General features: G+C 64.3%; 16 protein-coding genes. 2 read left to right on the top strand and 14 right to left on the bottom strand.

What is annotated here, in order from left to right:
* Positions 1 to 5 precede the first annotated feature (5 nt).
* The 10 genes from C9F12_RS03065 to C9F12_RS03020 all read right to left on the bottom strand — a co-directional run bounded on the left by C9F12_RS03065 (position 6) and on the right by C9F12_RS03020 (position 14,573).
* A complete protein-coding gene (locus C9F12_RS03065) occupies positions 6 to 2,141 on the bottom strand; it encodes an HlyD family efflux transporter periplasmic adaptor subunit (protein WP_108447918.1) in 2,136 nt (711 codons plus the stop codon).
* Between the two features lie 3 nt (positions 2,142 to 2,144).
* On the bottom strand, positions 2,145 to 3,569 hold the full coding sequence (locus tag C9F12_RS03060; protein ID WP_108447917.1) for an HlyD family efflux transporter periplasmic adaptor subunit: 1,425 nt from the start codon (positions 3,567 to 3,569) through the stop codon (positions 2,145 to 2,147).
* Entirely contained in the window at positions 3,566 to 4,351 is a 786-nt protein-coding gene (locus tag C9F12_RS03055) for an HlyD family efflux transporter periplasmic adaptor subunit (protein ID WP_162816375.1), read from the bottom strand. The genes C9F12_RS03060 and C9F12_RS03055 overlap by 4 nt, the downstream gene beginning before the upstream one ends.
* 41 nt (positions 4,352 to 4,392) lie before the next feature.
* Positions 4,393 to 5,727 carry a TolC family protein gene (locus tag C9F12_RS03050; RefSeq protein ID WP_205254614.1) on the bottom strand — a complete coding sequence of 445 codons (1,335 nt, stop codon included), beginning with the start codon at positions 5,725 to 5,727 and terminating at the stop codon, positions 4,393 to 4,395.
* 1,467 nt (positions 5,728 to 7,194) lie between these two features.
* Complete coding sequence (locus C9F12_RS03045; protein WP_108133590.1) at positions 7,195 to 8,112, bottom strand: LysR substrate-binding domain-containing protein; 918 nt, start codon at positions 8,110 to 8,112, stop codon at positions 7,195 to 7,197.
* Between the two features lie 259 nt (positions 8,113 to 8,371).
* Positions 8,372 to 9,805, bottom strand: coding sequence for a cardiolipin synthase (gene cls / locus C9F12_RS03040; RefSeq protein WP_045992513.1), 1,434 nt, complete (start codon positions 9,803 to 9,805; stop codon positions 8,372 to 8,374).
* 171 nt (positions 9,806 to 9,976) lie between these two features.
* Positions 9,977 to 11,482 (bottom strand): fumarate hydratase, encoded by a 1,506-nt coding sequence (locus C9F12_RS03035; protein ID WP_045991456.1) that lies wholly within the window; start codon positions 11,480 to 11,482, stop codon positions 9,977 to 9,979.
* 366 nt (positions 11,483 to 11,848) lie between these two features.
* Positions 11,849 to 13,879: an excinuclease ABC subunit UvrB gene (uvrB, locus tag C9F12_RS03030; protein ID WP_108447914.1), complete on the bottom strand. Its 2,031-nt coding sequence runs from the start codon at positions 13,877 to 13,879 to the stop codon at positions 11,849 to 11,851.
* Positions 13,880 to 13,956: 77 nt separating this feature from the next.
* Positions 13,957 to 14,376, bottom strand: coding sequence for an OsmC family protein (locus C9F12_RS03025; protein WP_108447997.1), 420 nt, complete (start codon positions 14,374 to 14,376; stop codon positions 13,957 to 13,959).
* Positions 14,376 to 14,573 (bottom strand): hypothetical protein, encoded by a 198-nt coding sequence (locus C9F12_RS03020; RefSeq protein ID WP_045991458.1) that lies wholly within the window; start codon positions 14,571 to 14,573, stop codon positions 14,376 to 14,378. Before C9F12_RS03020 ends, C9F12_RS03025 begins: the two co-directional genes overlap by 1 nt.
* A gap of 190 nt (positions 14,574 to 14,763) precedes the next feature.
* Between C9F12_RS03020 and C9F12_RS03015 the strand changes: the two genes are divergently transcribed.
* The gene (locus C9F12_RS03015; protein ID WP_108447913.1) at positions 14,764 to 15,792 is read left to right on the top strand and encodes a folate-binding protein YgfZ; all 1,029 of its coding nucleotides are present in this window, start codon (positions 14,764 to 14,766) and stop codon (positions 15,790 to 15,792) included.
* 54 nt (positions 15,793 to 15,846) lie between these two features.
* On the opposite strand, the gene C9F12_RS03010 is transcribed toward C9F12_RS03015, so the two are convergent.
* Complete coding sequence (locus C9F12_RS03010; protein WP_108447912.1) at positions 15,847 to 16,626, bottom strand: TatD family hydrolase; 780 nt, start codon at positions 16,624 to 16,626, stop codon at positions 15,847 to 15,849.
* Positions 16,627 to 16,702: 76 nt separating this feature from the next.
* On the bottom strand, positions 16,703 to 18,292 hold the full coding sequence (locus tag C9F12_RS03005; protein ID WP_108133585.1) for a peptide chain release factor 3: 1,590 nt from the start codon (positions 18,290 to 18,292) through the stop codon (positions 16,703 to 16,705).
* Positions 18,293 to 18,600: 308 nt separating this feature from the next.
* Here C9F12_RS03005 and C9F12_RS03000 point away from each other — a divergent pair, with 308 nt between their 5' ends.
* Positions 18,601 to 20,154, top strand: coding sequence for an alkaline phosphatase D family protein (locus tag C9F12_RS03000; protein ID WP_108447911.1), 1,554 nt, complete (start codon positions 18,601 to 18,603; stop codon positions 20,152 to 20,154).
* Positions 20,155 to 20,299: 145 nt separating this feature from the next.
* Here C9F12_RS03000 and C9F12_RS02995 read toward each other — a convergent pair whose 3' ends face one another.
* Both C9F12_RS02995 and C9F12_RS02990 read right to left on the bottom strand, forming a co-directional pair.
* Complete coding sequence (locus tag C9F12_RS02995) at positions 20,300 to 23,452, bottom strand: efflux RND transporter permease subunit (protein WP_240184146.1); 3,153 nt, start codon at positions 23,450 to 23,452, stop codon at positions 20,300 to 20,302.
* Positions 23,449 to 24,732: an HlyD family efflux transporter periplasmic adaptor subunit gene (locus C9F12_RS02990; protein WP_108447910.1), complete on the bottom strand. Its 1,284-nt coding sequence runs from the start codon at positions 24,730 to 24,732 to the stop codon at positions 23,449 to 23,451. Before C9F12_RS02990 ends, C9F12_RS02995 begins: the two co-directional genes overlap by 4 nt.
* Positions 24,733 to 24,916 lie beyond the last annotated feature (184 nt).

Raw genomic sequence — 24,916 nt, 5'->3', positions numbered from 1 at the left:
CGAAATCAGGCGCTCCACTCGCGCACCAGTACCTGTGCGATGCGTCGCGCCGCCTGAACCGCCAGGCTGACAGGCTCACCCTTCAATCGAATCTCTCCACGAATCTCGGTCAGCGGGGCAACCGCCGGCTGCCTTGTCAGGGCGGTCACCTCGAAGACCGCCTGCTCCGGGATAGCTCTGCCCTCGTCCAGCCTGGACGCTACCGGGCCGCCATACACCGACGCCAACAGGCCTTCGTCCAGATAAGACGACGCAGCCGAGGCCATGCTGGAGAGCTTCATGTCGATGGGCTTCAGGCGACGCTGATCGTCAACAAACTCGCAGGCATCACCGGGAGTGATCAGTCGCAGATCATCGCTATCCAGATACCCTCTGGCCTCGAGCGAGGAGGCTGACGCCACCAATGCCAGTTGGGTGTCGACGTCGACCCAACGCCCCGGATGCAGAGGACGCGCCATCTCGACCACGACACCATCGATGGCCGCAACCACCTCCAGTTGGCGCTGAGTGCGCTCCAGGCCCGACAGTCGCTCACGTTCCATTTCCTGCTCGCTGGCAAGCACCAGGCTCTGGGACAGGTCTTCGCTGTCGGCACTGCGGCGATCGAGCCGCCGCCCCACCAGGGCGAGGCGCTCTTGTGTGGTCCGCTGCATCTGTTCGAGCTCCGGTGCCACCAGCGTCATCAGCACCTGGCCGCGCTGCACGACCTCACCGACCTCGACCAGAACGCGATTCACCCTGGCCGGCCTGGGCGAATAGGACGGCGCCTGTCGGGCGGCGCCAAGCACTGCGGGAATACGCACTTCATGGGGCAATGGCAGCGCAAGAAACCCAGCCAGCAGTGTCATCACCAGCGTGGTGCCCAGTGCGCGCAAGCCGGCATCGCGTCTTCGCGTCCACCACACCTTGAGTTCGCGCAGGATCGGCAGGGCGATGAACCAGGCCACCTCCACGGAAAACAACAGGACCCCGAGGACCTTGAAGAAGAGGTGGTAGACCACCAGGGCGATACCCAGAAAAAGAAAGAAGCGATAGATCCATACGGCGAAGGCATAGACGGTCAACAGCCGGCGTCGAGCCACCGCCAAGGACTCCGGCACAGCGTCGCCAAATCCGAAAAGCGACTCCCTCAACCACCAGCGCCCCATGGCAAAGGCACGCTCCTGCAGGTTGGCCACCCCGATCAGATCACTGAACAGGTAGTAGCCGTCGAATCGCATCAGCGGGTTCAGGTTCACCGCCAGACTCATTACCCAGCCGGTGGTGGCCAAGGCGAAGGCCACGAAGCGCAGTGCACCGTCGGGCAAGAACACCCATGCCAGGGTGGCATAGACTGCGATGATCAGCTCCACCGCCACCCCGGCCAGGTCGATCAGCACACGCTTGCGGCGGGAGGAGAGACGCCAGGCATCGGTAGTGTCGGTAAACAGCACCGGCATCATCACGATCAAGGCCACCCCCATGCTGCCGACGCGAGCTCCCTGTCGCGTGGCGCAGAAACCGTGTCCCAGTTCATGCAGGGTCTTTACCAGTGCAAGGCTTCCGCCAAAGGCTACCGCACCGGCAACACTGAACATTTCCGGCAGGGTGGTAAGAAAGCTCTCCCACTGGCGAGAGACCAGATACCCGCTGCCGATCGCCATCAGCAGCGTCACCAGCCAGAAGGTACGTGTGAAGAAGATCCCGACCCAGGGTAGGCAGCGCTGAAGCGCCGGTGCCGGATGCACCAGCGGAATCCTCACGAACAGATAATGATGCAGCAGCCAGCTCCACCAGCTCGGTCGGCGTGCGCAGCGTAGACGCCATGCCTTCTGGTAGCTGTGGTCTGGCCGGCATATCAGCAAGTCATGCTGATCCAGAAATACGATCAATCGCTCGACGTCCTGAAGGCTGACATCATCGATTCCCTCGATCCGGAGCCGTGCCAGGAGCGCCTCCCGGGTCCCCTCCCCCCAGTGGTTCAGCACCACCACCACCCGGTGTTCCACCTCGAAGAACCGATTGGCCAGGGGGTCATGAATCTTCCAGCGACGAGCCCCTTCGCCTTCCGCACCACCCGCTATCAGCTCCAGGTCCTGGCGCAGAGGAGGCAGGGGCGTCGCCACAATGATGTCTTCGGCCGTGCTGGTACCGTGGTCCATGATTCACATTCCTGTGAGCTGACGAACAGCAACAAGGGGACGACGGAATAGGTAGTAGAACAGCGATACCGGGGTGCCCTGGATCCTGGCTGTCCCCCTGAGCCCCATTCGCGGGACCCAGCCCTCTCGCGTTTGCGGCTTGGCCAGTACCTCGAACCTGGCCACCCCGCTGGCATCCGGCTCGGCCTTGTAAGACGCCCGTTCAAGGGATGCATCCAGGGGGTCCAGCGGCGCCGCATCCAGAAAGACACTCACCTTGGCTCCGGCAACCAGATTGACCGCATCGGGCGCGGCGACTTCCAACCTGAAGGCGATCGACGTCGCATCGGCCACTTGCATCAAGGCCTCACCTACCTTGACCGGCCGACCGACCCAATCCTGTGGATCACTGTAGAGGGCAACCCCGGGACGTTCGGCCCGGATCACCGCTTCCCCCAGCCGCTGCCGTGCATAGTCACGTTCGGCCTCCGCCAGTCGCAGCTCGCTCTGGGCGGTGGCCAGTTCACGCTTGGCCTCTGCCCGGGAGATCGCCGCCTGCTGAAGCCGCAAGGCCCGAGAACGCGCGACCTGGACCTTGCGTTCGGCAACTTCGAAGTCGTTCCTCAAGCCAAGATCCACCAGTTGCACCAGCGGATCCCCGCGGGACACCCGCGCGCCCGGTGTCACCAGGATCTTCTCGACGACGCCTGCCAGAGGCGCAGCCACCACGAAGGGCGCCTCTGGCACCACTTCTGCTGGCGCAAGCACCGACAATGGCACCCTGACCAAGGCCAGTGCGGCGACCAGGCCGACCCCCACAACGGCGGCCAACCAGGGGCCTCTGCGTCTCCACGCATGCAGGCTGCGCCTGCTCCCGAGCAACGCGCAGACACCGTGGCCATAGGCGTCGGCCAGACGCCGCGCCAATGTCAGATGCGCCTCCTCCCAGGGTGAACGGCGCACCAGCAGCCAGCCGGCTCCGACGCAGCGCCTGCCCTGGGTCAAGGGTACCCAAAGCCCGTGCCTCATCATGGGCGATGCACCATCACGCCCCTGCTCGGCCAGGATATCCAGGCAGCGAGGCTCGCTCTCCGACGCTGCCCCAAGCCGGCGAACCAGGCGCTCGTAGTCACGTACCAAAGCGCTATCCCGGGCTGGTCGGCTGACGCCTCCCACCGCCTGTACTCGCCAGCGCCTCGTTGCGCAGCGGCTCAGCACCAGAGACTGATCAGCATCCAGCAGGCCATGCCCTTCGTTGGCCAGATGACACCACAACTGATCGAGACTGCCGCACTCGCGCAACTCGCCTTCGATGCGCAGTAGCCGCATTGCCCCGGCCTGCGCCCCGCCTCCGGCGGCGTCTTGCCTGGCGTCACCCGCCGCAGACAGACTTCCCCCGATGCGCGCCACCTCGGGCGCAGCGGGATCACGGCTTGGTGCGACAGTCATGCCGAGGTCCTCGCCCGACAGACGCCCGAACCCGATGTCGTCGGGTGATTGTCATCGGCATGCCAGCGCGCAAGGCCACTCATGCCCGGCAGCACCCGCGTTGGAACATCCGTGACCCGACTGATGACCTTTACCGTCTGGCTGACAGGGTCCACCGCTGCCGAGACTCTCGACACCTCGGCCGTCAGGTGATCACCGGTCTCATCCACGACAAAGGTAAAATCGCTGCCTGGTGCCAGCCAGGCCAGCCAGCAGGAAGGCACCACCATCTGCAACTGCAGGGCCCCATCGCTGACGATGTGGATCAAGGGCGCGTTGGCTTGAGGCGTTTCGTTGGCCCTTACCAGCGGCTCCACCACGCGTCCGGCGAAGGGCGCCTTCAGTTCGCAGCCACGCTGCTGTTCGTGAATGGATTCAACACTGGCGCGCAGCTCGCGGACCTTGTAGGTGGCGATATCCACGTCGGCCCGTCCGGTCGCCCCCATCTCCAGCAGCTCGCGCTGAACCGCGGCGTTGCGAGACTCTGCTGCCACCTGCGCCTGAGCGGCATGCAGGTCCGCCTCCAGCCTGGCGCAGTCGAATCTCACCAGCACCTCGTCCCGGTCAAAGTGACTACCTTCCAGGTAGGGCACCTCGATGACAGGAGCCGAGATCCAGCTGGAAAGCACCGCCTGCTTTTCCGCTTCGAGAATGCCGCGGACTTGCTCGCCTCCCGCCTGGACGTCACCACCGACCATCGCCAGAGCCAGCAGCAACAGGCGAAGCCCTCTGTCGCGTGTCAACGGGAGACGCCTCGGCGAAGCTGGACGGCTCGAGCGCGTGTTCATGAGCGCCCCACCCGCTCCAGGGCCAAGGCATCCCCTCGACTGGCCCACAACCGACGAAGGTCGGCGGACAACTCGGCAACACTTTCGTCACTGCTCATGCCGGCATCCACCGCGTCTATGCCGGTCGCGGTATAGACATTGGCGTAGGCACCCTGAAGGTCGGACAGGGCCTGATCCATACGGACCTCGGCCAGCAGCGTATTCATCTGTTCACGGATCAATGTCTGTTCGCTGACATGCTGTGCCTGATACCCCGCTGATACCTGATCCTCGATCGCCCGCTGCACTTCGAGGAAGCGGCGCGCGGTATCAAGCTCTCCACGGCGTAGCTGGTAACGGGCACGCGTCACCGACACCTGGGTGGCCACCGCCATGGTCAACGCCAGGCCGCGTGCATCCAGCAATTCGCTCTGGGCTTCGATACGCTCCTGACGGGCCGGCAGACTGAACACCTTGAGCAGATTCCAGCTGGCGTGGGCGCCCCAGGTCACCCAGTCGCTGTTGTACAGAAAGTCGTCATCACTGTAGTTGGCGCCGGCAAACAGCTTGAGACTTGGCAGTGTCTCGAGAATCGCGGCGGTGCCCTCACGCTGGTTGTTGCGTAGCTGATAGGCCACCTCGCGCAGCTCGGGCCGGTTCATTACCGCCAGCTTCAACATCGCATCGTAGGAAAGGTCTATCCCGGCCCAGGCCAGGTCACGGGATGGCAATACCAGCTCGTAATGCTGCTCCGGCGGCAGGTTCATCAACGCCGCAAGCTGCTGCTTGGCCACCTTCAATTCTCGCGTCAGGGACTCAAGGTCGCGCCGAATCGTCAGCAACTCCCGTTCATAGCTCAACGCCGGCAATGGTGCCGTCAATTGACTACGCTGCTGTCTATGCGCATGCTCCAGCGCCCGCTCGGTACTAGCCTCCAGTGAGCGAGTCTTGGTCAGCAGTCTTTCGGCACTGACGGCACGCCAGTACGCGGCGCGAACATCCTCGATGATCCGCTGGATCACCTTGCGCTTGCTTTCTTCCGCCAGCATCACACTGTCGGCACGCTGCTGAGCCCTGACGTAGGAAAGGCCAAAGTCGAGCACGTCCCAGCTCATGGTCAAATCGGTTGCCAACTGGTTGCGTTCGCTCGATGACGACGGTTCCAGCGAGGTCTCTCCGGTCAACAGCGACTTGCTTCGACTTCCAGGTTCATTGGAACGACCATTGTAATTGAGGTTGCCAACCACCTTCGGCAGCATGTCATAGTGGGCAAGGTCGAGCTCCTTGACCCTCAGGGCCTGTTCCATCACCTCGACGCGGTAGTCAAGGTTGTACTTGATAGCCCGTGCCATGGCGGAATACAGATCGATGGGCGCAACAACCGGTTCCTGATCCGACGTCATCTGGGCAAGTAGTTGATCCGCCCTGAGCTGGCGAGCCTCGGGCGATATAGGCTGCGGTGATACGGCGCAGCCTGCCAACATCATGACCGCGGCCATCCCCAGAAATGCTGCTCCTTTCCTGACAGGCTGTGATGACAACTTCCTGCTCTGGATCTGCGATCTTCTGTCGATCATCCTTGTAGCCCTCAAACCGTATTGTGACGTTGAGTTGCGATATTCCATCGTCGATGGCTGCCCTTCATCCGTTAAAACCTTTGTCCCTTTGTGCTCCGAAGCTCTAGCCGTACAATCTCGGCTCCGCACACTTTCGTAAAGGTTTGTTGTCGATGTGTAAGCAACTATGTTCTTTGATGCTCAGGGCAGTCAATCAGACACGCACCAAATCCTTCAGGTAGCCATTACTTTCACTGACGCAGATCAAGCACAGCAAATATGGTGCAACAGCATCACAGAAGCGGTGATTTTCCATCATTGAGGTATGGAATGCCTTGACACCAAATAACGGTAAATAATGAGCGCATCTAGGTGCCATACAACTGATATAAAAAGCCCTTCAATCCAGCACATGACCAAATTAAAGACGTAGATAAGCTACTGGAACGACGTACAACGAAGGCAAGAGATCAGGCGGGCTTTCCGAAACACAACCGCCGACGACAAGACGTTGGCATGCCGAGAAATGGGCTCGTGACGATAAATGGCAAGGGGGTAAGGGAATAAGGGAGCTAGGGAATAAGCGAGCAAGCGGATTAGGGAGCAAGGGGCTCAGGCGTGAGATGTTTGCTGAGGGGACGCACAAGGTGTCAAGGACCACAGCATGGACTGCCAGCCCCGTGTGCAGCGCGCATAGCGATACGCAACAAGAAGGTGAGGTGCAGTCGTCAACAGCGACACAACGCCAGGCTAGCCCTGACCAGACCAGACCAGACCAGGCAGCGCTATCGGTAGTTGATGCTCAACAGGCGCTCGGCAGCAAGGTTTCATCAAGCAACGGCCATCAGGCCTCGAGGAAGTCTCGCGGCAGTTTCATCATCTGGCGCCACAGTTTTTCGACACCGGGCTTACTGAATGACACCAGGAGTAGTGAACAGCGATGCAGTGCCTGGCCGACAGTGGTTGGCCTGATCTAGTTGGCCTGATCGCACCTACATCAGGCCTCGAGGAAGTCTCGCGGCAGTTTCATCATCTGGCGCCACAGTTTTTCGACACCGGGCTTACTGAATGACACCAGGAGTAGTGAACAGCGATGCAGTGCGTGGCCGACAGAAACACACCTACATCAAGCCTCGAGGAAGTCTCGCGGCAGCTTCATCATCTGGCGCCACAGTGTTTCGACGCTGGGCTTACTGAATGACACCAGGAGTAGTGAACAGCGATGCAGTGCGTGGCCGACAGTGGTTAGCAATCTCACCGACATCAAGCCTCGAGGAAGTCTCGTGGCAGCTTCATCATCTGGCGCCACAGTTTTTCGACACCGGGCTTATGCACCAGTGAACAGCGATACAGGCGGATCTCCAGGGGGACGTCCCATTGCTCGCCACCGGCACGCACCACCGCCCCGCTCTTCAGCTCCTGTCTGAGGCAGAAATCGGGTATCCAGGCCATGCCCACGCCCTGCATGACCATGGCCTTGAGCCCCTCGGCCATGGCGGTCTCGTAGACGGTACGCAAGCGCATGCGCAACGGGTCATTCTTCAACAGCATGCGCACGCTACGCCCGAGAAAGGCACCCTGGGTGTAGGCCAGGTACGGCAGGGAGTCGTCACCGTCCAGAGGGAAGCGCGGCGCCCCCTGCTCATCCGGCAGGCTCACCGGTATCATCTTGACCCGCCCGATGGAAAAGGACGGAAAGACTTCCCCGTCAAGCTGCATGCTGGCGTAGGGGTCGTAGTAGGCCAGCATCAGGTCGCAGTTGCCTTCGCGCAGCACATGGATGGCCTCCCCCACGTTCATCGCCACCAGCCGCGTCGGCAACTCCCCGAGCCCCTTCTGCAGCCGCGAGATCCATTGAGGGAAGAAGCTTAGCGCCAGCGAATGGGCCGCCACCACGTCCAGCGCCTCGTTGGCCATGGCCAGGCCGCGCAGATGGCCGAGGGACTCGTTGAGCTGCTCGACGATATTGCGGGCGGTCACCAGAAACAGCTGCCCCTGAGGGGTCAGGTCGATGGGCGTGGTCGAGCGATCCACCAGGGTGACGCCCACCGCCTGTTCGAGGGAGCGTATACGACGACTGAAGGCCGGCTGGGTGACGTGGCGCTGGCGTGCGGAGGCCGAGAAGCTGCGGGTGTTGGACAGCGCAACGAAGTCCTCGAGCCATTTCGTTTCTAGATTCACCAGCACTCCTTGTCAAGACACCAACCACACGGGACGCCATCGCCGGGAACGCGACCGAAGGGGCCACATGCGACCGCCCGATAAAACGGCTAAATGTACCGGAAAGCGCCCACCTTCCCAAGGGAATACTGACGCTTTATTGCTCCGCCACGCTGCGTGCCACTGTGCCGGACATTGACCAGCCTCCAGCAGAACCTTGATCTTTTTGCCTCGGGGGATGGCAAGGCAGCGGCGGCGCCTGCACAGGCGACTGCACAGACTACTGCACAGGCGCCAGCAGGTAGGCGGCCCGGGACACCAGCTTGCGCCACAGCGGACGCGAGCGCAGCTCGTCGAGGCTGACCTCGCGACAGTTGGCGAAGTCCTGTTCCAGCATGGCCTCCACCTCCAGGGCGAACGCCTGATGTGGCACCAGGGCGGTGATCTCGAAGTTCAATCGGAAGGAGCGGTTGTCCAGATTGACGGTACCGACACTGGCGGCGCTGTCATCGATCAGCATGACCTTCTGATGGAGAAACCCCGGCTGATAGCGATAGACCTTGACCCCGGCGCGGATCATGTCCGGCAGGAAGGCGAAGGCCGACAGGAACACCAGCAGATGGTCGGGACGTTCCGGCATCATGATGCGCACATCCACCCCGCGCATGGCGGCCAGGCGCAGTGCATCCTGGACGCCTTCATCGGGAACGAAGTACGGACTGGTCACCCACAGACGCTGATGGGCGCTGTGGATCAGGTGCTGGACCAGCAGGCTCGCGGTCTCCTGGGGATCCGCCGGGCCCGAGGGGACGATCACCACATGGCGCCCGTTGCCTTCATCGACCGTGGGCTGATCCACCTGGGGCGCCCAGGAAAGACTCAGCATAGTGCCGGTGGCCCAGTGCCAGTCCTCCCAGAAGGCCTCCTGCAGCCCCAGCACACTGGGCCCGACCAGCTTCAGATGGGTATCGCGCCAGGGTCCGTGGCGAGGATCCTGTCCCAGATACTCCACCCCCACGTTGAAACCACCGAGCCAGCCTTCGCGACCGTCCACTACCAGGATCTTGCGATGATTGCGGAAATTGAGCTGAAAACGGTGACGCCATCCGCGCGAGGAGTGAAAGGCGCTGACGTGGATGCCCGCCTCGCGCAGCTCGCCCAGATAGCCGTCGCCAAGCTGCCGGCTACCGATCTCGTCGTACAGGAAGTAGACCCGCACCTGACGCCGTGCCGCCCGCACCAGATGTTCCTGCAGCCGACGACCAAGTTCATCATTACGCACGATGAAGAACTGAATGAGGATATAAGAGCGAGCCGCATCGATACCGGCAAACAGGCTGTCGAAGGTCTGATCGCCATCGACCAGCAGCTCCGTCGAGTTGGCGCGGGTCAGCGGCATCATGGCAAGCTTTTCGACCGCCTTGACGTCGGCGTCGGTGGCCCCCACCAGATAAGAATCGAAGCGATCTCGATAGCGCAACAACACGCGCCGCAGCAGCGTATCGCGCTGGCCGCGCGCCGACACATAACCGTAGAAGCGTGGTCGGCCGAAGACCCAGTAGGCCGGCAACGCCAGATACGGCATGGCGACCAGCGAAATGATCCAGGCGATCGCCCCCTGAGAGGTTCGACTCGACATCAGCGCGAGCACGGCGGAGATGGCCCCGCCCAGGTGAATCAGAAAGATGGCCAGGCCAAGTAGCCATGAGGTCATCGAAGGTCTCCATCCGTGTGACACCGCACCACATCGAGCGCTGAGCGTCGGGGCGCACTAGCTAGCGTTATTGCGGACTTCAGCATACCCGTAACGCAGGCGGCCCCGCCAGATGACGGGGCCGCCTATCGTGTCTCGCCGTGCACCGGGGCGAGACATGGCATGGGGAGATCAGACGCTCTCGGCGATGATTTCCTTCCACTTGGCCGGACCGGTCTGGTGCACCGATGAACCCTGGCTGTCCACCGCCACGGTCACCGGCATGTCCTCCACCTCGAACTCGTAGATGGCTTCCATGCCCAGGTCCTCGAAACCGACAACCCTGGAGGCCTTGATCGCCTGGGACACAAGGTAGGCCGCACCACCCACCGCCATCAGGTACACCGCCTGGTTGTCACGGATGGCCTCGATCGCGATCTGACCACGCTCGGCCTTGCCGACCATGCCCAACAGTCCGGTCTGCTCGAGCATGGTGCGGGTGAACTTGTCCATGCGCGTGGCGGTGGTCGGTCCAGCCGGCCCCACTACTTCGTCACCGACCGGATCGACCGGCCCCACGTAGTAGATGAAGCGCCCTTTCAGATCCACCGGCAGCGACTCGCCCTTGGCCAGCATGTCGACCATGCGCTTGTGCGCCGCGTCGCGCCCGGTCAAGAGCTTGCCGTTGAGCAACAGGGTATCGCCCGGCTGCCAGGTCTTCACCTCTTCCGGGGTGACCTCGTCGAGATTGACGCGCTTGACGTTGCCACCGGCTTCACGGGTGATCTCCGGCCAATCCTCGAGCTTGGGCGCCTTGAGCGCCGCCGGGCCACTGCCGTCCAGGGTAAAGTGGGCATGACGGGTCGCCGCGCAGTTGGGGATGATCGCCACCGGCTTGTTGGCGGCGTGGGTCGGGTAATCCTTGACCTTGATGTCGAGCACCGTGGTCAGGCCACCCAGCCCCTGGGCACCGATGCCGCTGCGGTTGACCTTGTCGAACAGCTCCAGGCGCAGCTCCTCGGCGCGGTTGGCAGCGCCTCTGGCCTGGAGGTCCTGGATGTCGATCGGATCGAGCAGGGCTTCCTTGGCCAGTTCCATGGCCTTCTCGGCGGTTCCGCCGATGCCGATGCCGAGCATGCCGGGCGGACACCAGCCTGCGCCCATCTTCGGCAGCTGTTCCATGACCCAGTCGACCACCGAGTCGGAGGGATTGAGCATGGCGAACTTGGACTTGGCCTCGCTGCCGCCGCCCTTGGCCGCCACGTGAACCTCGACTGTATCGCCAGGCACCAGCTTGTGGTGGATCACCGCCGGAGTGTTGTCCTTTGTGTTCTGACGCTTGCCGTCGGGGTCGGCCAGCACCGAGGCGCGCAGCACGTTGTCCGGGAAGTTGTAGGCCCGGCGCACCCCTTCGTTGATCATGTCATCGAGGCTCATGTCGGCCTCGAAGCGCACGTTCATGCCCACATGGACGAAGACCGTGACGATGCCGGTATCCTGGCAGATCGGACGATGGCCGGTGGCACACATCCGCGAATTGATCAGGATCTGGGCGATGGCATCCTTCGCCGCCGGGTTCTCCTCGCGCTCGTAGGCGGCCGCCATGGCGTCGATAAAGTCCTTGGGGTGGTAGTAGGAGATGTACTGCAGGGCATCGGCGACACTCGTGATGAGGTCGTCCTGGCGGATCACGGTCATGGCAGACTCCTTGGCTGGGTCGATACGCCCGCTCTCTTGGCGTCCCGTAGGCGACATGGCGGGCTTGCGAGGGCCCGTAGTGTAGCGCATTACGCCACGGCTCGGCAGCCGTCTGTGCCGGTTCGTTTAACGCGCTACTGACCCGGCGTTTGCTTGCCGGCTGGCGGAGATGCCGCCTCACTCTGGAGAACGAGCCTCCACTGCGCCAATTGAACAAGATGCGCCAGCCAGGGCAAAAAGAGCAGCCAGGCGGAACATCAGGTCAATCGGGCAAGATAACGGTATAAAATTCTAATAAAGGCACCAAGAGCGTGGTCACGGCAGGACGGACTGCCAGATTCGCCCGCCCCGCTTTCGCTGCCTCCTTTATACCGCCCCGAGCGCCAGCTGACGCTCTCTGAGCTCCTGCAGGCGATCTCGCAGGCGCGCCGCTTCTTCGAACTCCAGGTTGGCGGCGGCCTCGCTCATGGCGTCCTCGAGCCGCGTCATCTCCTTGCGCAGCTCCTCCGGGGACAGGCTGGCGGGATCGTAGATCGCTTCCGGTTCGGCCACCTTGCGCTCGCCCTTGCGTCCACGAGTCTTGCGGCTGCCCGGAGCCTGGGCGGCTTCGAGGATATCCGCCACCGAACGGGTCACCGTCTGCGGCGTGATGCCGTGTTCCTCGTTGTGTGCCGTCTGCTTGGCGCGTCGCCGCTCGGTCTCGTCGATGGTCTTGCGCATCGAGTCGGTGATGCGGTCGCCGTAGAGGATCGCCTTGCCGTTGGCGTTACGCGCGGCCCGCCCCACCGTCTGGATCAGCGAACGTTCGGCGCGCAGGAAGCCTTCCTTGTCGGCGTCGAGGATCGCCACCAGCGACACCTCGGGGATATCCAGGCCCTCGCGCAGCAGGTTGATACCGACCAGCACGTCGAACTTGCCCAGGCGCAGGTCGCGGATGATCTCGACCCGCTCCACGGTGTCGATATCCGAGTGCAGGTAGCGCACCTTGACGTCGTGTTCGTCCAGGTACTCGGTCAAGTCTTCCGCCATCCGCTTGGTCAGCGTGGTGACCAGCACCCGCTCGCCCACGGCGGTGCGCAAACGGATCTCCGACAGCAGGTCGTCCACCTGGGTCGAGGCCGGACGCACCTCGATCTCGGGATCCAGCAGGCCGGTGGGACGCACCACCTGCTCCACCACCTGCCCGGCGTGCTCGGCCTCGTAGGGACCCGGCGTGGCCGAGACGAAGATGGTCTGGGGCGAGATCCGCTCCCACTCCTCGAACTTCATCGGACGGTTGTCCAGCGCCGACGGCAGTCGGAAGCCGTACTCGACCAGGGTCTCCTTGCGCGAGCGGTCACCGCGGTACATGCCGCCCACCTGGGGCACACTGACGTGGGACTCGTCGATGAACAGCAGCGCGTCGGCGGGCAGGTAGTCGAAGAAGGTGGGCGGCGGCTCGCCGGGGTTGCGTCCGGACAGGTAGCGCGAGTAGTTCTCGATGCCGTTGCAGTAGCCCAGCTCCATCATCATTTCGATGTCGTAGAGGGTACGCTGCTCCAGGCGCTGGGCCTCGACCAGGCGATCTTCCTTGCGCAGGAAGGTCAGTCGTTCGGCCAGCTCCTCCTTGATCCGATCCACCGCCGCCAGAATGGTCTCCCGCGGGGTCACGTAGTGGCTCTTGGGATAGATGGTCATGCGCGGCACCTTGCCGCGCACCTCGCCGGTCAGCGGATCGAACAGGCTGATGGTGTCGATCTCGTCGTCGAACAGCTCCACCCTGACCGCCTCGTCCTCGGCGTCGGCCGGGAAGATGTCGATGACGTCGCCACGCACCCGATAGGTGCCGCGCTTGAAGTCCATGTCGTTGCGGGTGTACTGCAGTTCCGCCAGACGACGCAGAAAGCCGCGCTGATCGATCAGCTCGCCGCGGGTGAAGTGCAGGCGCATCTTCAGATACTGGTCCGGATCACCCAGACCGTAGATCGCCGACACCGACACCACGATCAGCGCATCGCGACGCTCCAGCAGGGCCTTGGTCGCCGACAGTCGCATCTGCTCGATATGGTCATTGATCGAGGCGTCCTTCTCGATGAAGGTGTCCGACGAGGGCACATAGGCCTCGGGCTGGTAGTAGTCGTAGTAGGAGACGAAGTACTCCACGGCGTTGTCCGGGAAGAACGCCTTGAACTCCCCGTACAACTGGGCCGCCAGGGTCTTGTTCGGCGCCATGACGATGGTCGGCCGCTGCAGCCGCTCGACGATGTTGGCCATGGTGAAGGTCTTGCCCGAACCGGTCACCCCGAGCAGGGTCTGGTGGGCCAGGCCCGAATCGAGCCCCCCGACCAGGCTTTCGATAGCGCTCGGCTGGTCACCGGCAGGCTGGAACTTCGACGACAGACGAAAGGACTTGCTCATCATGACTCCTGCTGGGGGACACCACCCAGATCGGGGCGGCTGGCGCCGACTTCAAGTCTCGCGCACGCTCGCCGACGTCAGGTTTGGGCCGTTGGCGCCAGCGTTCGCGTGGTGATTTCCACCGTGGAAGTGGTCATCAAGCGGTGGATCGGGCACTTGTGGCTGATCTCCTCGAGCCGTGCCAGCCGCTCGGGATCCTCGATGCCGTGAAAGGTCATCGCCACATCGAGCCGATAGACGCCCTTGCGCTCGTCGCGCTCGTCTCTGGTGACCGTGACGCTGACGCCTTCCAGCGGCCACTCCTTGCGCTGCGCGTACATGCGCGAGGTGATCGCCTTGCACGCCCCCAGCGACAGATCGAAGTAGTCGTGGGGGTCCGGCGCCAGGCCATCGCCACCGTAAGCAACCGGCACATCGACCAGCAGGTCGTCGAAGCTTTCGATGCTGACCCGCTGGCGCAGCTTGCCATCCTTCTCGGTCGTAATCTCGATACTCATCATTTCACCTCGATGCCGAGCTTGAGTCGCTTGATCGCCTCGATCAGGGCCTCGCGACGCGCGCGCCCTTCCACCTCGGCGCCATGGCGGCCGACCTCCACGCTGTCGACGCCGTCGAGCATCATCAAGGCGGTGGTGATCTGATTGACCTGGTCGGCGTTGTCGACGCCCTGGAAGGTCAGGGATTGCTGGGACATGAGGCGCGCCTCCTTGGCGGGTAAAGCGGAAGGACCGAAGATCGTAACGCAAGCTTGAAACTGGTGGAAAAGCTTAGCACGACACCCCGTGCGGGTTCTTCTGCACGTACCTTGCAAAAGGGGCGTCTCACCCTCACATTGCTGACAGGCGCAAACTTCACCTTTTTCGATACGCGCGACAGGATTGCTCATGACGGATTGGATCACCGCCCACGGCGGCCGCTTGACCGGCTCGGACCAGGTCGACTTCGACACCCCCGACGCGGCCCGCCTTGCCCTGGACAGCACCGTGGCCACCCCGCTGGTCCATCTCGGCGCGCTGGACGTGGTCGGCCCCGACGCTGAGCGCTTTCTGCAGGGCCAGACCAGTGCCCAGCTCGCCCACGCCAATGGCCACTTCGCCCCGCTGACCTGCTTCTGCACCCCCAAGGGCCGCATGTTGGCTAATGGGCAGCTGATGAAGGTCGACGACGAACGCTTCAGGATCGTGCTGCATCGCAATCTGGTAGCCCCGCTGGCCCAGCACCTGGGCAAGTTCGCCGCCTTCTACAAGGCCGAGCTGACGACTCGCGATGACCTGGCGCTGATCGGCCTGATCGGCCAGGAAGCACCCGCCCTGACCGAGGTCGACTGCGACCTGACACCGCCCGATCCCTGGCGCCAGGCGAGCCACGGCGACACCCTGGTGCTCGGCCAGCCTGGCCCTCGCCCCCGCTACCTGATCATGCTGCCAGAAGACCAGGCAGCGGCCTTGTTCTCGCGCCTGATCGAGCAGTGTCAGCCGGTGGACAATCAGGTATGGCGGCTGGCGGATATCCAGGCGGGGCTGTGTTTCATCGACGCCGATCAGCAGGATGCCTACCTGCCCCAGATGCTCAACTGGGAGGCGCTGGCAGGCATCAGTTTCAAGAAAGGCTGCTACACCGGGCAGGAAGTGGTGGCTCGCGCCCACTTCCGCGGCCAGGTCAAGAAGCGCCTGTATCGCGCCCAGCTAGAGGGGACTCGACTGCCGCCGCTGGGCAGCGAGGTGTTCGACGAAAGCGGCAAGCGCCAGGGCGAGGTGGTGGCAAGCGCCCTCGATGCCTATGGGCAGGCCGAGGTACTGGCGGTGCTGAATACCCGCGCCGATGAGGCCGCCCTCAGCTGCGAGGATCAACGTCTGAAGCTTCTGCACCTGCCCTACGCCATCGATCGCCTCGACCCCGAGAGTCTGGTCTGACACCGCTGACGCCTGGGTAATTCGATCCGGGCGATATTCCTGCCGGCGCCCTTGTCAGGACGGCGGCAGGCCGAACAGCCGGCGGGCGTTGTCACTTGAGTGCAGCGCCACGGTTTCCGGTGCCTGCCCTCTGATCTCGGCCACGTGGCGACACACCTCGGCCACCAGGGCAGGTTCATTGCGCTCGCCCTGGTGGCCCGACAACGGCATGTCGGGGCTATCCGTCTCCAGCACGTAGGCGTCATCGGGAAGCGACGCCACTGCCCGCCGCACTCTCCTGGCCCGGGGATAGGTCACCGCCCCCCCAAGGCCCAGCGCAAACCCCAGATCGACAAAGCGGCTCGCCTGCTCCGGAGAACCGGCGAAGGCATGGATGAGGCCCCCTGCGGGGAGGCCCAACTGGGCCAGACGCTTGGCGACTTCGTCGTTGGCACGCACACAGTGGATCACCACCGGCAGGCGCAGATCCCGCGCCAGCCTGAGCTGGGCATCGAAAAGGTGCCATTGGCGATCGAGGGTGTCGGCAAAGCGCGCATCGATCCCGCACTCCCCCAAGGCGACGCAGCGAGGGTGGGCCTCCAGCGCCTGGCCCAGCGCGCTGATGTCGTCATCCTCGCCCTCCAGCCGATGATGCTCCAGAAACACCGGATGCAGACCGAGACAGGCGTGCAACCCCGTCTGCTCGGCCAGCTCCAGGGTGCCCTGCCAGGCGTCACGGTGGGTACCCGCGACCACCAGATGTTCGACGCCCGCCCGCCTGGCCCTGGACAGGACCGCGTCGCGATCGGCGTCGAAGTCGGCAAAGTCGAGGTGGCAGTGGGCGTCGATCAGCATCAGAGCTCCTCTTTCCACGGAGGCGCCGTAAAAACGTCGCGAGCGATTCGAGCGCAGCAGTTTTTCCGGTGTCTCCTCAGTGCTCGCGGGTCTCCCTGAACCTTATATCCGGCCAGCGCTCCTGGGTCATCTGCAGATTGACCCGGGTCGGGGCGATATAGGTCAGGTAGCCACCGCCGTCGATGGCCAGGTTGGTGCTGGCCTTGCGCTTGAACTCTTCAAGCATCTTCGGATCGTCGCAGTAGATCCAGCGGGCGGTGTTTACGTTCACCCCTTCGTACATGCAGTCGACCTTGTACTCTTCCTTGAGACGATGGGCGACCACATCGAACTGCAGGGTACCGACGGCGCCAAGGATCAGGTCGTTGTTGTCCAGCGGCATGAACACCTGGGTGGCGCCCTCCTCCGAAAGCTGCTGCAGGCCCTTCTGCAAGGCCTTCATCTTCAGCGGGTCCTTGAGCCTGACCCGCTTGAACAGTTCCGGGGCGAAGTGAGGAATGCCGGTGAACCGCATGTCCTCGCCCTGGGTGAAGGTGTCACCGATCTGGATGGTGCCATGGTTATGCAGGCCGATGATGTCACCGGGCCAGGCTTCTTCCACGTGGGCACGATCGGAGGCCATGAAGGTCAGGGCGTCGGCGATCTTGACGTCCTTGTTGATGCGCACATGGCGCATCTTCATGTTCTTCTGGTACTTGCCCGAGCACACCCGCAGGAAGGCGATGCGGTCACGGTGATTGGGATCCATGTTGGCCTGGATCTTGAACACGAAGCCGGTGAAGCGCTCGTCCTCGGCCGGCACCTCGCGCACGTCGGTTTCCCGCGCCTGGGGCGGCGGCGCGTACTCGACAAAGCCATCGAGCATCTCGCGCACACCGAAGTTGCCCATGGCGGTACCGAAGTACACCGGCGTCAGCTCGCCACGGCGATAGGCCTCGAGGTCGAAGCTGTGAGAAGCACCGCGCACCAGCTCGACCTCCATGCGCAGCTCCTCGGCCAGATCCTCGCCGAGCACCTCGTCCACCTCGGGGCTATCGAGGCCTTCGATGCGCTTGTCTTCCGGAATCCGGTTGCCCTGCCCCTGGGTGTACAGGTGGATGACGTCATTGTAGAGGTGATAGACCCCCTTGAACTGACGCCCCATGCCGATCGGCCAGGTCATCGGCGCACACTGGATATTGAGCACCGTCTCGACCTCATCCATCACCTCGATGGGGTCACGGATGTCGCGGTCCATCTTGTTGACGAAGGTGAGGATCGGCGTGGTGCGCAGGCGGCAGACCTCCATCAGCTTGATGGTGCGGTCCTCGACGCCCTTGGCGCCGTCGATCACCATCAGCGCAGAGTCCACCGCGGTCAGGGTGCGGTAGGTATCCTCGGAGAAGTCCTCGTGGCCCGGAGTATCGAGCAGGTTGACCATGCGACCGCCGTAGGGGAACTGCATCACCGAGGTGGTCACGGAGATACCGCGCTCCTGCTCCATCTTCATCCAGTCCGAGGTGGCGTGGCGATCATCACGCTTGCTCTTTACCGAACCGGCCAGCTGGATGGCGTTTCCGAACAACAGCATCTTTTCGGTGATGGTGGTCTTGCCCGCGTCCGGGTGGCTGATGATGGCAAAGGTGCGCCGAAGCCCGGTTTCCTGGGCCTGCTTGGGGTTGGACATGGAGACGGTTGCCTGCTTGCTCGTAAAAAAGTGGGGCACGGGGACAAGGCCCCATGCGCAAGGGCGCCATGATACCGCGACAGGGGCCCTGGCTGCATCTGACTATACTGGCACCATTATCCTCTCTACCCAGGCCCCTCGCGTTTCGTTGCGGCTCTGCGGTTCATGGCGCTTCGCATTAATGCAATAGATCCGCGATCAAGCTGTCATCGACGGCCGCAATGCTAGGCGACTGGCCGCGCCCGCCCCCGTGAAGGGCGACGCGCCACCCCGCCAAGACCACCGGACGCAACGACAAGGAGAGCCCCATGCAACCCACCCGACGCCAGTTTCTTGGACTCGGTCTCAAGGCCGGTGCCGGCCTCGGCCTGATCACCGCCGCCCCCGGCATCGTGCTGGCCGAATCCCGTCGGCCCGTGATCACCTCCGGGGTAATGAGCGGCGACGTCGGCACCGACCGCGCCATCATCTGGTCGCGTGCCGACCGCCCCTCGCGGATGCTGCTGGACATCGCCGACAACGCTGCCTTCAACAACGCCCGTACCCTGCAGGGACCCACCGCCCTGCCGGCCAGCGGGCTGACCGCCAAGCTCGACGTCACTGGCCTTGCCGACCTGCCGGAGGTGTTCTACCGCGTGCGCTTCGCCGCCCTCGGCGACGATCGCGCCGTCAGTGAGCCGGTCATCGGCCGGCTGGTCATGCCGGGACGCTCACGCCGTTCGGTACGTTTCGTGTGGTCCGGCGATACCGTTGGCCAGGGCTGGGGCATCGACGAATCCCGCGGCGGCATGCGCATCTACGACACCATGCTCAAGCAGTCGCCCGACTTCTTCCTGCACTCCGGCGACACCATCTACGCCGATGGCCCGCTCGAAGAAAGCGTGAACCTGGAGGACGGCAGCGTCTGGCGCAACCGCATGACCGACGCCAAGAGCAAGGTGGCCGAGACCCTGGACGAGTATCGCGGCCAGTACCTCTACAACCTGCTGGACGACAACCTCAAGCGCTTCAACGCCGAGGTGCCGATGTACGCCCAGTGGGACGACCACGAGACCGTCAACAACTGGTACCCCGGCGAGATCCTCGATGATCCGCGCTACACCGAGAAGAACGTCTCGCTGCTGGCGGCGCGTGCCCGCCGCACCTTCCTCGAGTCGATGCCGATCCGTCAGCGCCCCGAGGCCCCCGAGATGATTCGCCGTCGTTTCACCTACGGTCCCGAACTCGAGGTGTTCATGCTCGACATGCGCACCTATCGCGCGGCCAACAGCACCAATACCCAGGGCGCCGACGACCCGGCCTCAAGCCTGATGGGGGCTCGCCAGGTGGACGACTTGATCGCGGCGCTGAAGGCCTCGACGGCCACCTGGAAGATCATCGCCTCCGACATGCCGGTGGGCCTGGTGGTCGCCGACGGCGAGCACTTCGAAGCGGTGGCCAATGGCGAGGGTGGCGCCCCTTCCGGGCGCGAGCACGAGATCGCCCGACTGCTCAAGGCGATCCACGACAACGCCATCGCCAACGTGGTGTGGCTGACCGCCGATGTCCACTACACGGCCGCTCATCACTATGCGCCTGAACGTGCCAGTTTCAAGCAGTTCACGCCCTTCTGGGAATTCGTCAGCGGCCCGCTGCACGCCGGCACCTTCGGCCCCAATACCCTGGACGCCACCTTTGGCCCGGAGGTGGTGTTCCAGAAGGCCCCCGCCGATGGTCGAGCCAACCTGCCGCCCAGCGAAGGCTTTCAGTTCTTCGGCCAGGTGGACCTGGATGGCGACAGCCTGGCGCTCACCGTCACCCTCAAGGACACCGAGGGCAACAGCCTGCACCAGCAGGTATTGACGCCCCAGCAGGCCAGCTAGTCAGGCGATGCCGCCTGTCGCTGCCAAGACCCGACAGCGCCGCCGTCAAGGCGGCGCTTGTCCTTTGCCCCTGAGGCCACGGGCCCAATGGAGCGCACGACAGGCCCACCATGCACAGGTCCGACCGCGCCCCCCCTATAGCGGCCTAGCCCTCAGACGTGGTGTGACGTGATGTCCGTGAGGCCAGCGCGGCCTTGAGGTGTTCCAGGTAGCTCAGCAGTACCGGGATCACCGCCAGCACCAGCAGGGTCGAGACACCGAGGCCGAAGGCGATGGTCACCGCCATGGGGATCAGGAACTGGGCCTGCAGCGAGGTCTCGAACAGCAGTGGGGTCAGTCCACCGATGGTCGTCAGGGATGTCAGGAACATGGCCCTGACCCGCTGCACCACCGCCTCGTTGAGGGCTGCGTCGATACCCCGCCCGGCGTCGCGCTCATGGCGATAGAAGGTCACCAGGATAATGGCGTTGTTGACCACGATCCCGGACAGCCCGAACAGCCCGAACATCGACAGGATGGTGAGATCCAGCCCCATCACCCAATGGCCCAGCAGGGCTCCCACCAGCGCCAGCGGAATGGTCGCCATCACGATCAGCGGCAGGCTCCAGGAGGCAAATACCCAGGCCAGTACCACGTACATCAGGCCCAGCCCGATGATCAGGCCGGTGCGCATGTCGGCGAAGGTATCGCGCTGGTCCGCCGCCTGGCCCTCGAAGGTGTAGCTCAGGTGGTAGCGCTCGGTCAGCGCCGGCAGCACCTCGGCTTGCAGCGCCTCGACCACCGTGGCGGTGTTGGTCACCTCGGTGTCGAGGTCGGCGCTGACTTCGACGGCCAGACGCCCATCGGCGTGACGCAGCGCCTCGAAGCCCTGGCGGTGATCCAGCGCCATCACCTGGTCCAATGGCACCAGGCGGCCATCGTCCACTCGCACCATCAGCCGCGGCAGGGTCGCCAGGTGCTCACGCTGGTCCTGCGGCAGCAGCACCCGCACCTCGATCTCGTCGGCACCGTCCTGATAGGTCTGCACCAGCACGCCATCGAAGGCTGCCCGCAACTGGCGCCCGAGTTCCCGGGTGGTCAGGCCCAGCGCCTGACCATAGGCGTTGACCGAGTAGATCAGTTGTTCGCGCCCCCAGGGCATGTCGTCCTCGGGCTCCAGCACCCCGGGCAACTGTCCGAGGCTGCGGGTCAGTGATTCCGCCGCCCGCTTCAGCGACTCGGCGGACTCGCCGACCAGGCGCACGTTGACGTCACGCCCCGGCGGCCCGCCGCTGCGCTCGACGATGGACAGGGTGTCGAGTCCCGGGACCTCGGACAGACGCTCTCGCCAGGCACGGATAAACGGCAGATTGCGCACCGAGCGCCGGTCTGACGGCACCAGCTCGACCATGATCGAGCCGACATTGTCACCGGTACGCCCGCTGGCGTCGGCGGACAGGGTGCCACCCACGCGCACCACGGCGCTGCGCACCAGATCCCCGCCGAGGGCCTCTTCGGTGTCATCGAGGGCCTTTTGCATGGTGGCCAGATAGTCCTCGACCCTATCTCGAGAGGTGCCGGTGACGAAGCTCAGGTTGGCGTAGAGGATATTCGGCTCCGGCGTGGGGAAGAAATTGAACGCCAGACGCCCGCCCGCCAGGAGTCCCACCGTCACCAGCACCAGCGCCAGCGCTGCGCTCAAGGTCAGCGCCCGATGGCGCAGGGTGCTGGCGGAGAAGCGTCGGAAGGGCCCCTGGCGAAAACGATCGAAGCCGCCGTCGAAGGCACCTCGCAGGCGCCCCAGCGGTCCCGGACGGCGCTCGCCGCCGGCACGAGGCGAGAAGGCGTTGCGCAGGTGGGCCGGCAGCACCACGAAGCACTCAAGCAAGGAGGCCACCAGCACGCAGATCATCACCACCGGAATGTCGCGCAGGATGTTGCCGATGATTCCCCCCACCATCAACAGCGGCATGAAGGCCGCCACGGTGGTCAAGGACGACGCCACCACCGGCCACAGCATCCTGCGGGCCGCACCCGCCGAGGCCAGGCGTGCCGCCTCGCCTGCGCGAAAGTGAGCATCGGCGTCCTCGCCGACGACGATGGCGTCGTCAACGATCACCCCCAACGCCATGATCAGGGCAAACAGCGAGATCATGTTGACCGAGCCGCCGATGCCCCAGAACACCGCCAGTGCGCCGAGAAAGGCGGTGGGAATACCGATGGCCACCCACAAGGCCACCCGCGCCGGCAGGAACAGGTACAACAGCGCCAGTACCAGCACCAGCCCGCCCAGGCCATTGTTGATCAGCAGACCGATGCGATCGGCGATCAGCTGCCAGGTCTCGTCGTGTACCTCCAGCGTGATGCTCTCGGGCAGTTCCGCGCGGGTTTGCTCCAGCCAGCCATTGAGCACCTCGGCGGCGGCCAGTGAGTTGCCGCTCTCCGAGCGCTGCAGCATCAGCTCCACCGCCGGCTGTCCATGGTGGAGCACCTCCACCTGACGCGGACGGTTCTCCTGGCGGATCACCGCGATATCACCGAGCGCCAGACGCACCCGCTGGCCCCCGCGCACCGCGATATCGGCGAACTCCTCGGCGCTGCGGCGCTGTTCCACCGCGCGCAGCTCGCGCTCGCCGTCCTGACTGCCAAGCAGCCCCGCGGGCAGGTCCAGCGACAGTCCCTCGATGCGCTCGGCGATCTCCGGCAGGCTCAGGTCCAGCTCGCCGAGCCGCTCCACCGGTACCTCCACGCTGATCTGCTGCTCCGGCAGCCCGACCAGCTCGACCCGATCGATCCCGGCCGACAGCAGCTCGTCCTCGAAGCGGCGGGCCAGCCGACGCAGCGCCTCGCGATCGACGTCACCGGACAGTATCAGGCGGGCCACCGGCTCGAAGTTCTGGGCCCGCGCAACGCGCGGCTCCTCGGCGTCCCCGGGTAGGTTGGTGAAGCCATCGACCTGCTCGCGCACATCGTCCAGCGCCAATACCGGGTCGGTACCCTCGTAGAACTCCAGGGTAATGCTCGACACCCCTTGGGCCGAAGTCGAGGTCATCCGCTTCAGGCCATCGAGATTGCGCAGGCGCTGCTCCAGCGGGATGGTGATGCCCTGCTCCACGTCTTCGGCCGAGGCGCCGCTGTAGACGGTCTGCACCGAGACGATGTCCAGCGCAAAATCGGGGAAGAACTGGATGTTCATCCGCGACAGCCCCAGGGCGCCGCCGATCAGCATCACCAGCATTACCAGGTTGGCCGCGACCCGGTGGCGGACAAAGAAGCCAATCGGGCCTCTGGGGGCATTCGGTTGGGTATCTTCGCTCACGGGCCGGTCTCCGCCCGAACATCGTCGCCCGCGGACGGTGAGCTCACAGACTCACCAGACCTCTGGCCAGCCAGGTCCACCACTCTCAATCCTTCGATGGCGTTGGGCAGATGGGTGGTGGCCAGGCGCTGGCCGTCGGCCAGACCCTCACCGCTGACGATCACCCAGGAGCCCCCGTCAGGCCCGCTGGTCTCGCCGTGTCGCCTGACCTCAATCGGCCGCAGGCGCCCCTGTTCGATGACGTAGATCCGATCGGCACCGTACAGGGCGCTGAAGGGTATCGCCGCACTGTCGGCCACCTCGGGACGGGCAAGCGACAGCGATACCAGCGAACCAGGCCGCAGACGGGCCGGTGAGGACACCACCTCGAGGATGGCCTCGGTGCCGGCGGGGTCCCCCTGGCCCGACAGTGCCCTCAGCCGATAGCGCCCTCCCTCGTCGTCGACGGCCTCAGGGCGAGCGCCATCGGCCAGGCTCGACACCAGTTCGGACTGCACGCCCCTGGGCACCCGGGCACGCACCTCGAGACCATCGAGCGGGATCAGATCGAGCAGGGCGTCGCCCTCGCGCACCCGGTCGCCCGGCGCGACTTCAACAGCGGTGACGATACCGGCGAAAGGCGCTTCGGCCCGAGCCCTTCGCGCATCGCGACGGGCTTCGGCCAGCGACGCCTCGGCCTGGCGCCGCTGGGCCTCGAGACTGGCCAGCCTGGCCGGGTGTCCGTCGAGTTCGCCCTGGCGACTGACCAGCGTCACCTGGGCTCGAGCGATTTCGTTCTCGTCGGCGTCAAGCTCGGCCCGGGAGGCCAGATTACGCCGCACCAGGGAGCGCATACGCTCGAGCTGACTGCGGGCGTTGTCGAGCAGCGACTGTTCCCGAGCCAGCGCCTGTCGATCGCTCTCGAAGCGGATCTTTTCCGCCTCGATCTCGGCCTCCAGCCGTGCCACCTCCGCCTCGGCCCGCGTCACCACCGGCACCACGTCTTCCTCGGCCAGAGCTACCAGCAGGTCGCCCTCTTCGACCCGGTCACCATCACGTACCGGGCGCTGCCCGACGTGGCCATCCAGCGACGCCACCAGCCTCAGGCGATCCGGCGCCAGCACCTCGCCGTAGAGCGCCAGGGTCGGTGCGTGGCGGCCCAGCGACAGCGTCATGGCGGCGACCGGCCACTCTCGCTCTTCCACCGTTACCGGAGGCGGCGCCGGCCGCGTCACCTTCAACAGCCAGAACCCACCCACGCCGATCGCCAGAACCACGATTGGTAGCAGTCGCTTCAGCATTCCATCCATTCCCTTGTTCAGACCGCGCCCTTTGCCGATGAAGCGCTGTGTCAACGCATGCCGATAAAGCCACTTGGCAGTGTGCTCAAGCCGACAGTCACGTCGAAGACACCACCTGGCGTCTTCGCTGCACAGGCTCCTGCCACTGTTGCCCAGCCGAGGGCACGACGCAATCGCTCGCCGC

It is taken from the genome of Halomonas sp. BN3-1, from assembly GCF_003056325.1.
GTDB lineage: Bacteria > Pseudomonadota > Gammaproteobacteria > Pseudomonadales > Halomonadaceae > Halomonas > Halomonas litopenaei.
Note: the sequence above shows the minus strand (reverse complement) of the source record. Positions and strands in the feature narration are given on the sequence as shown.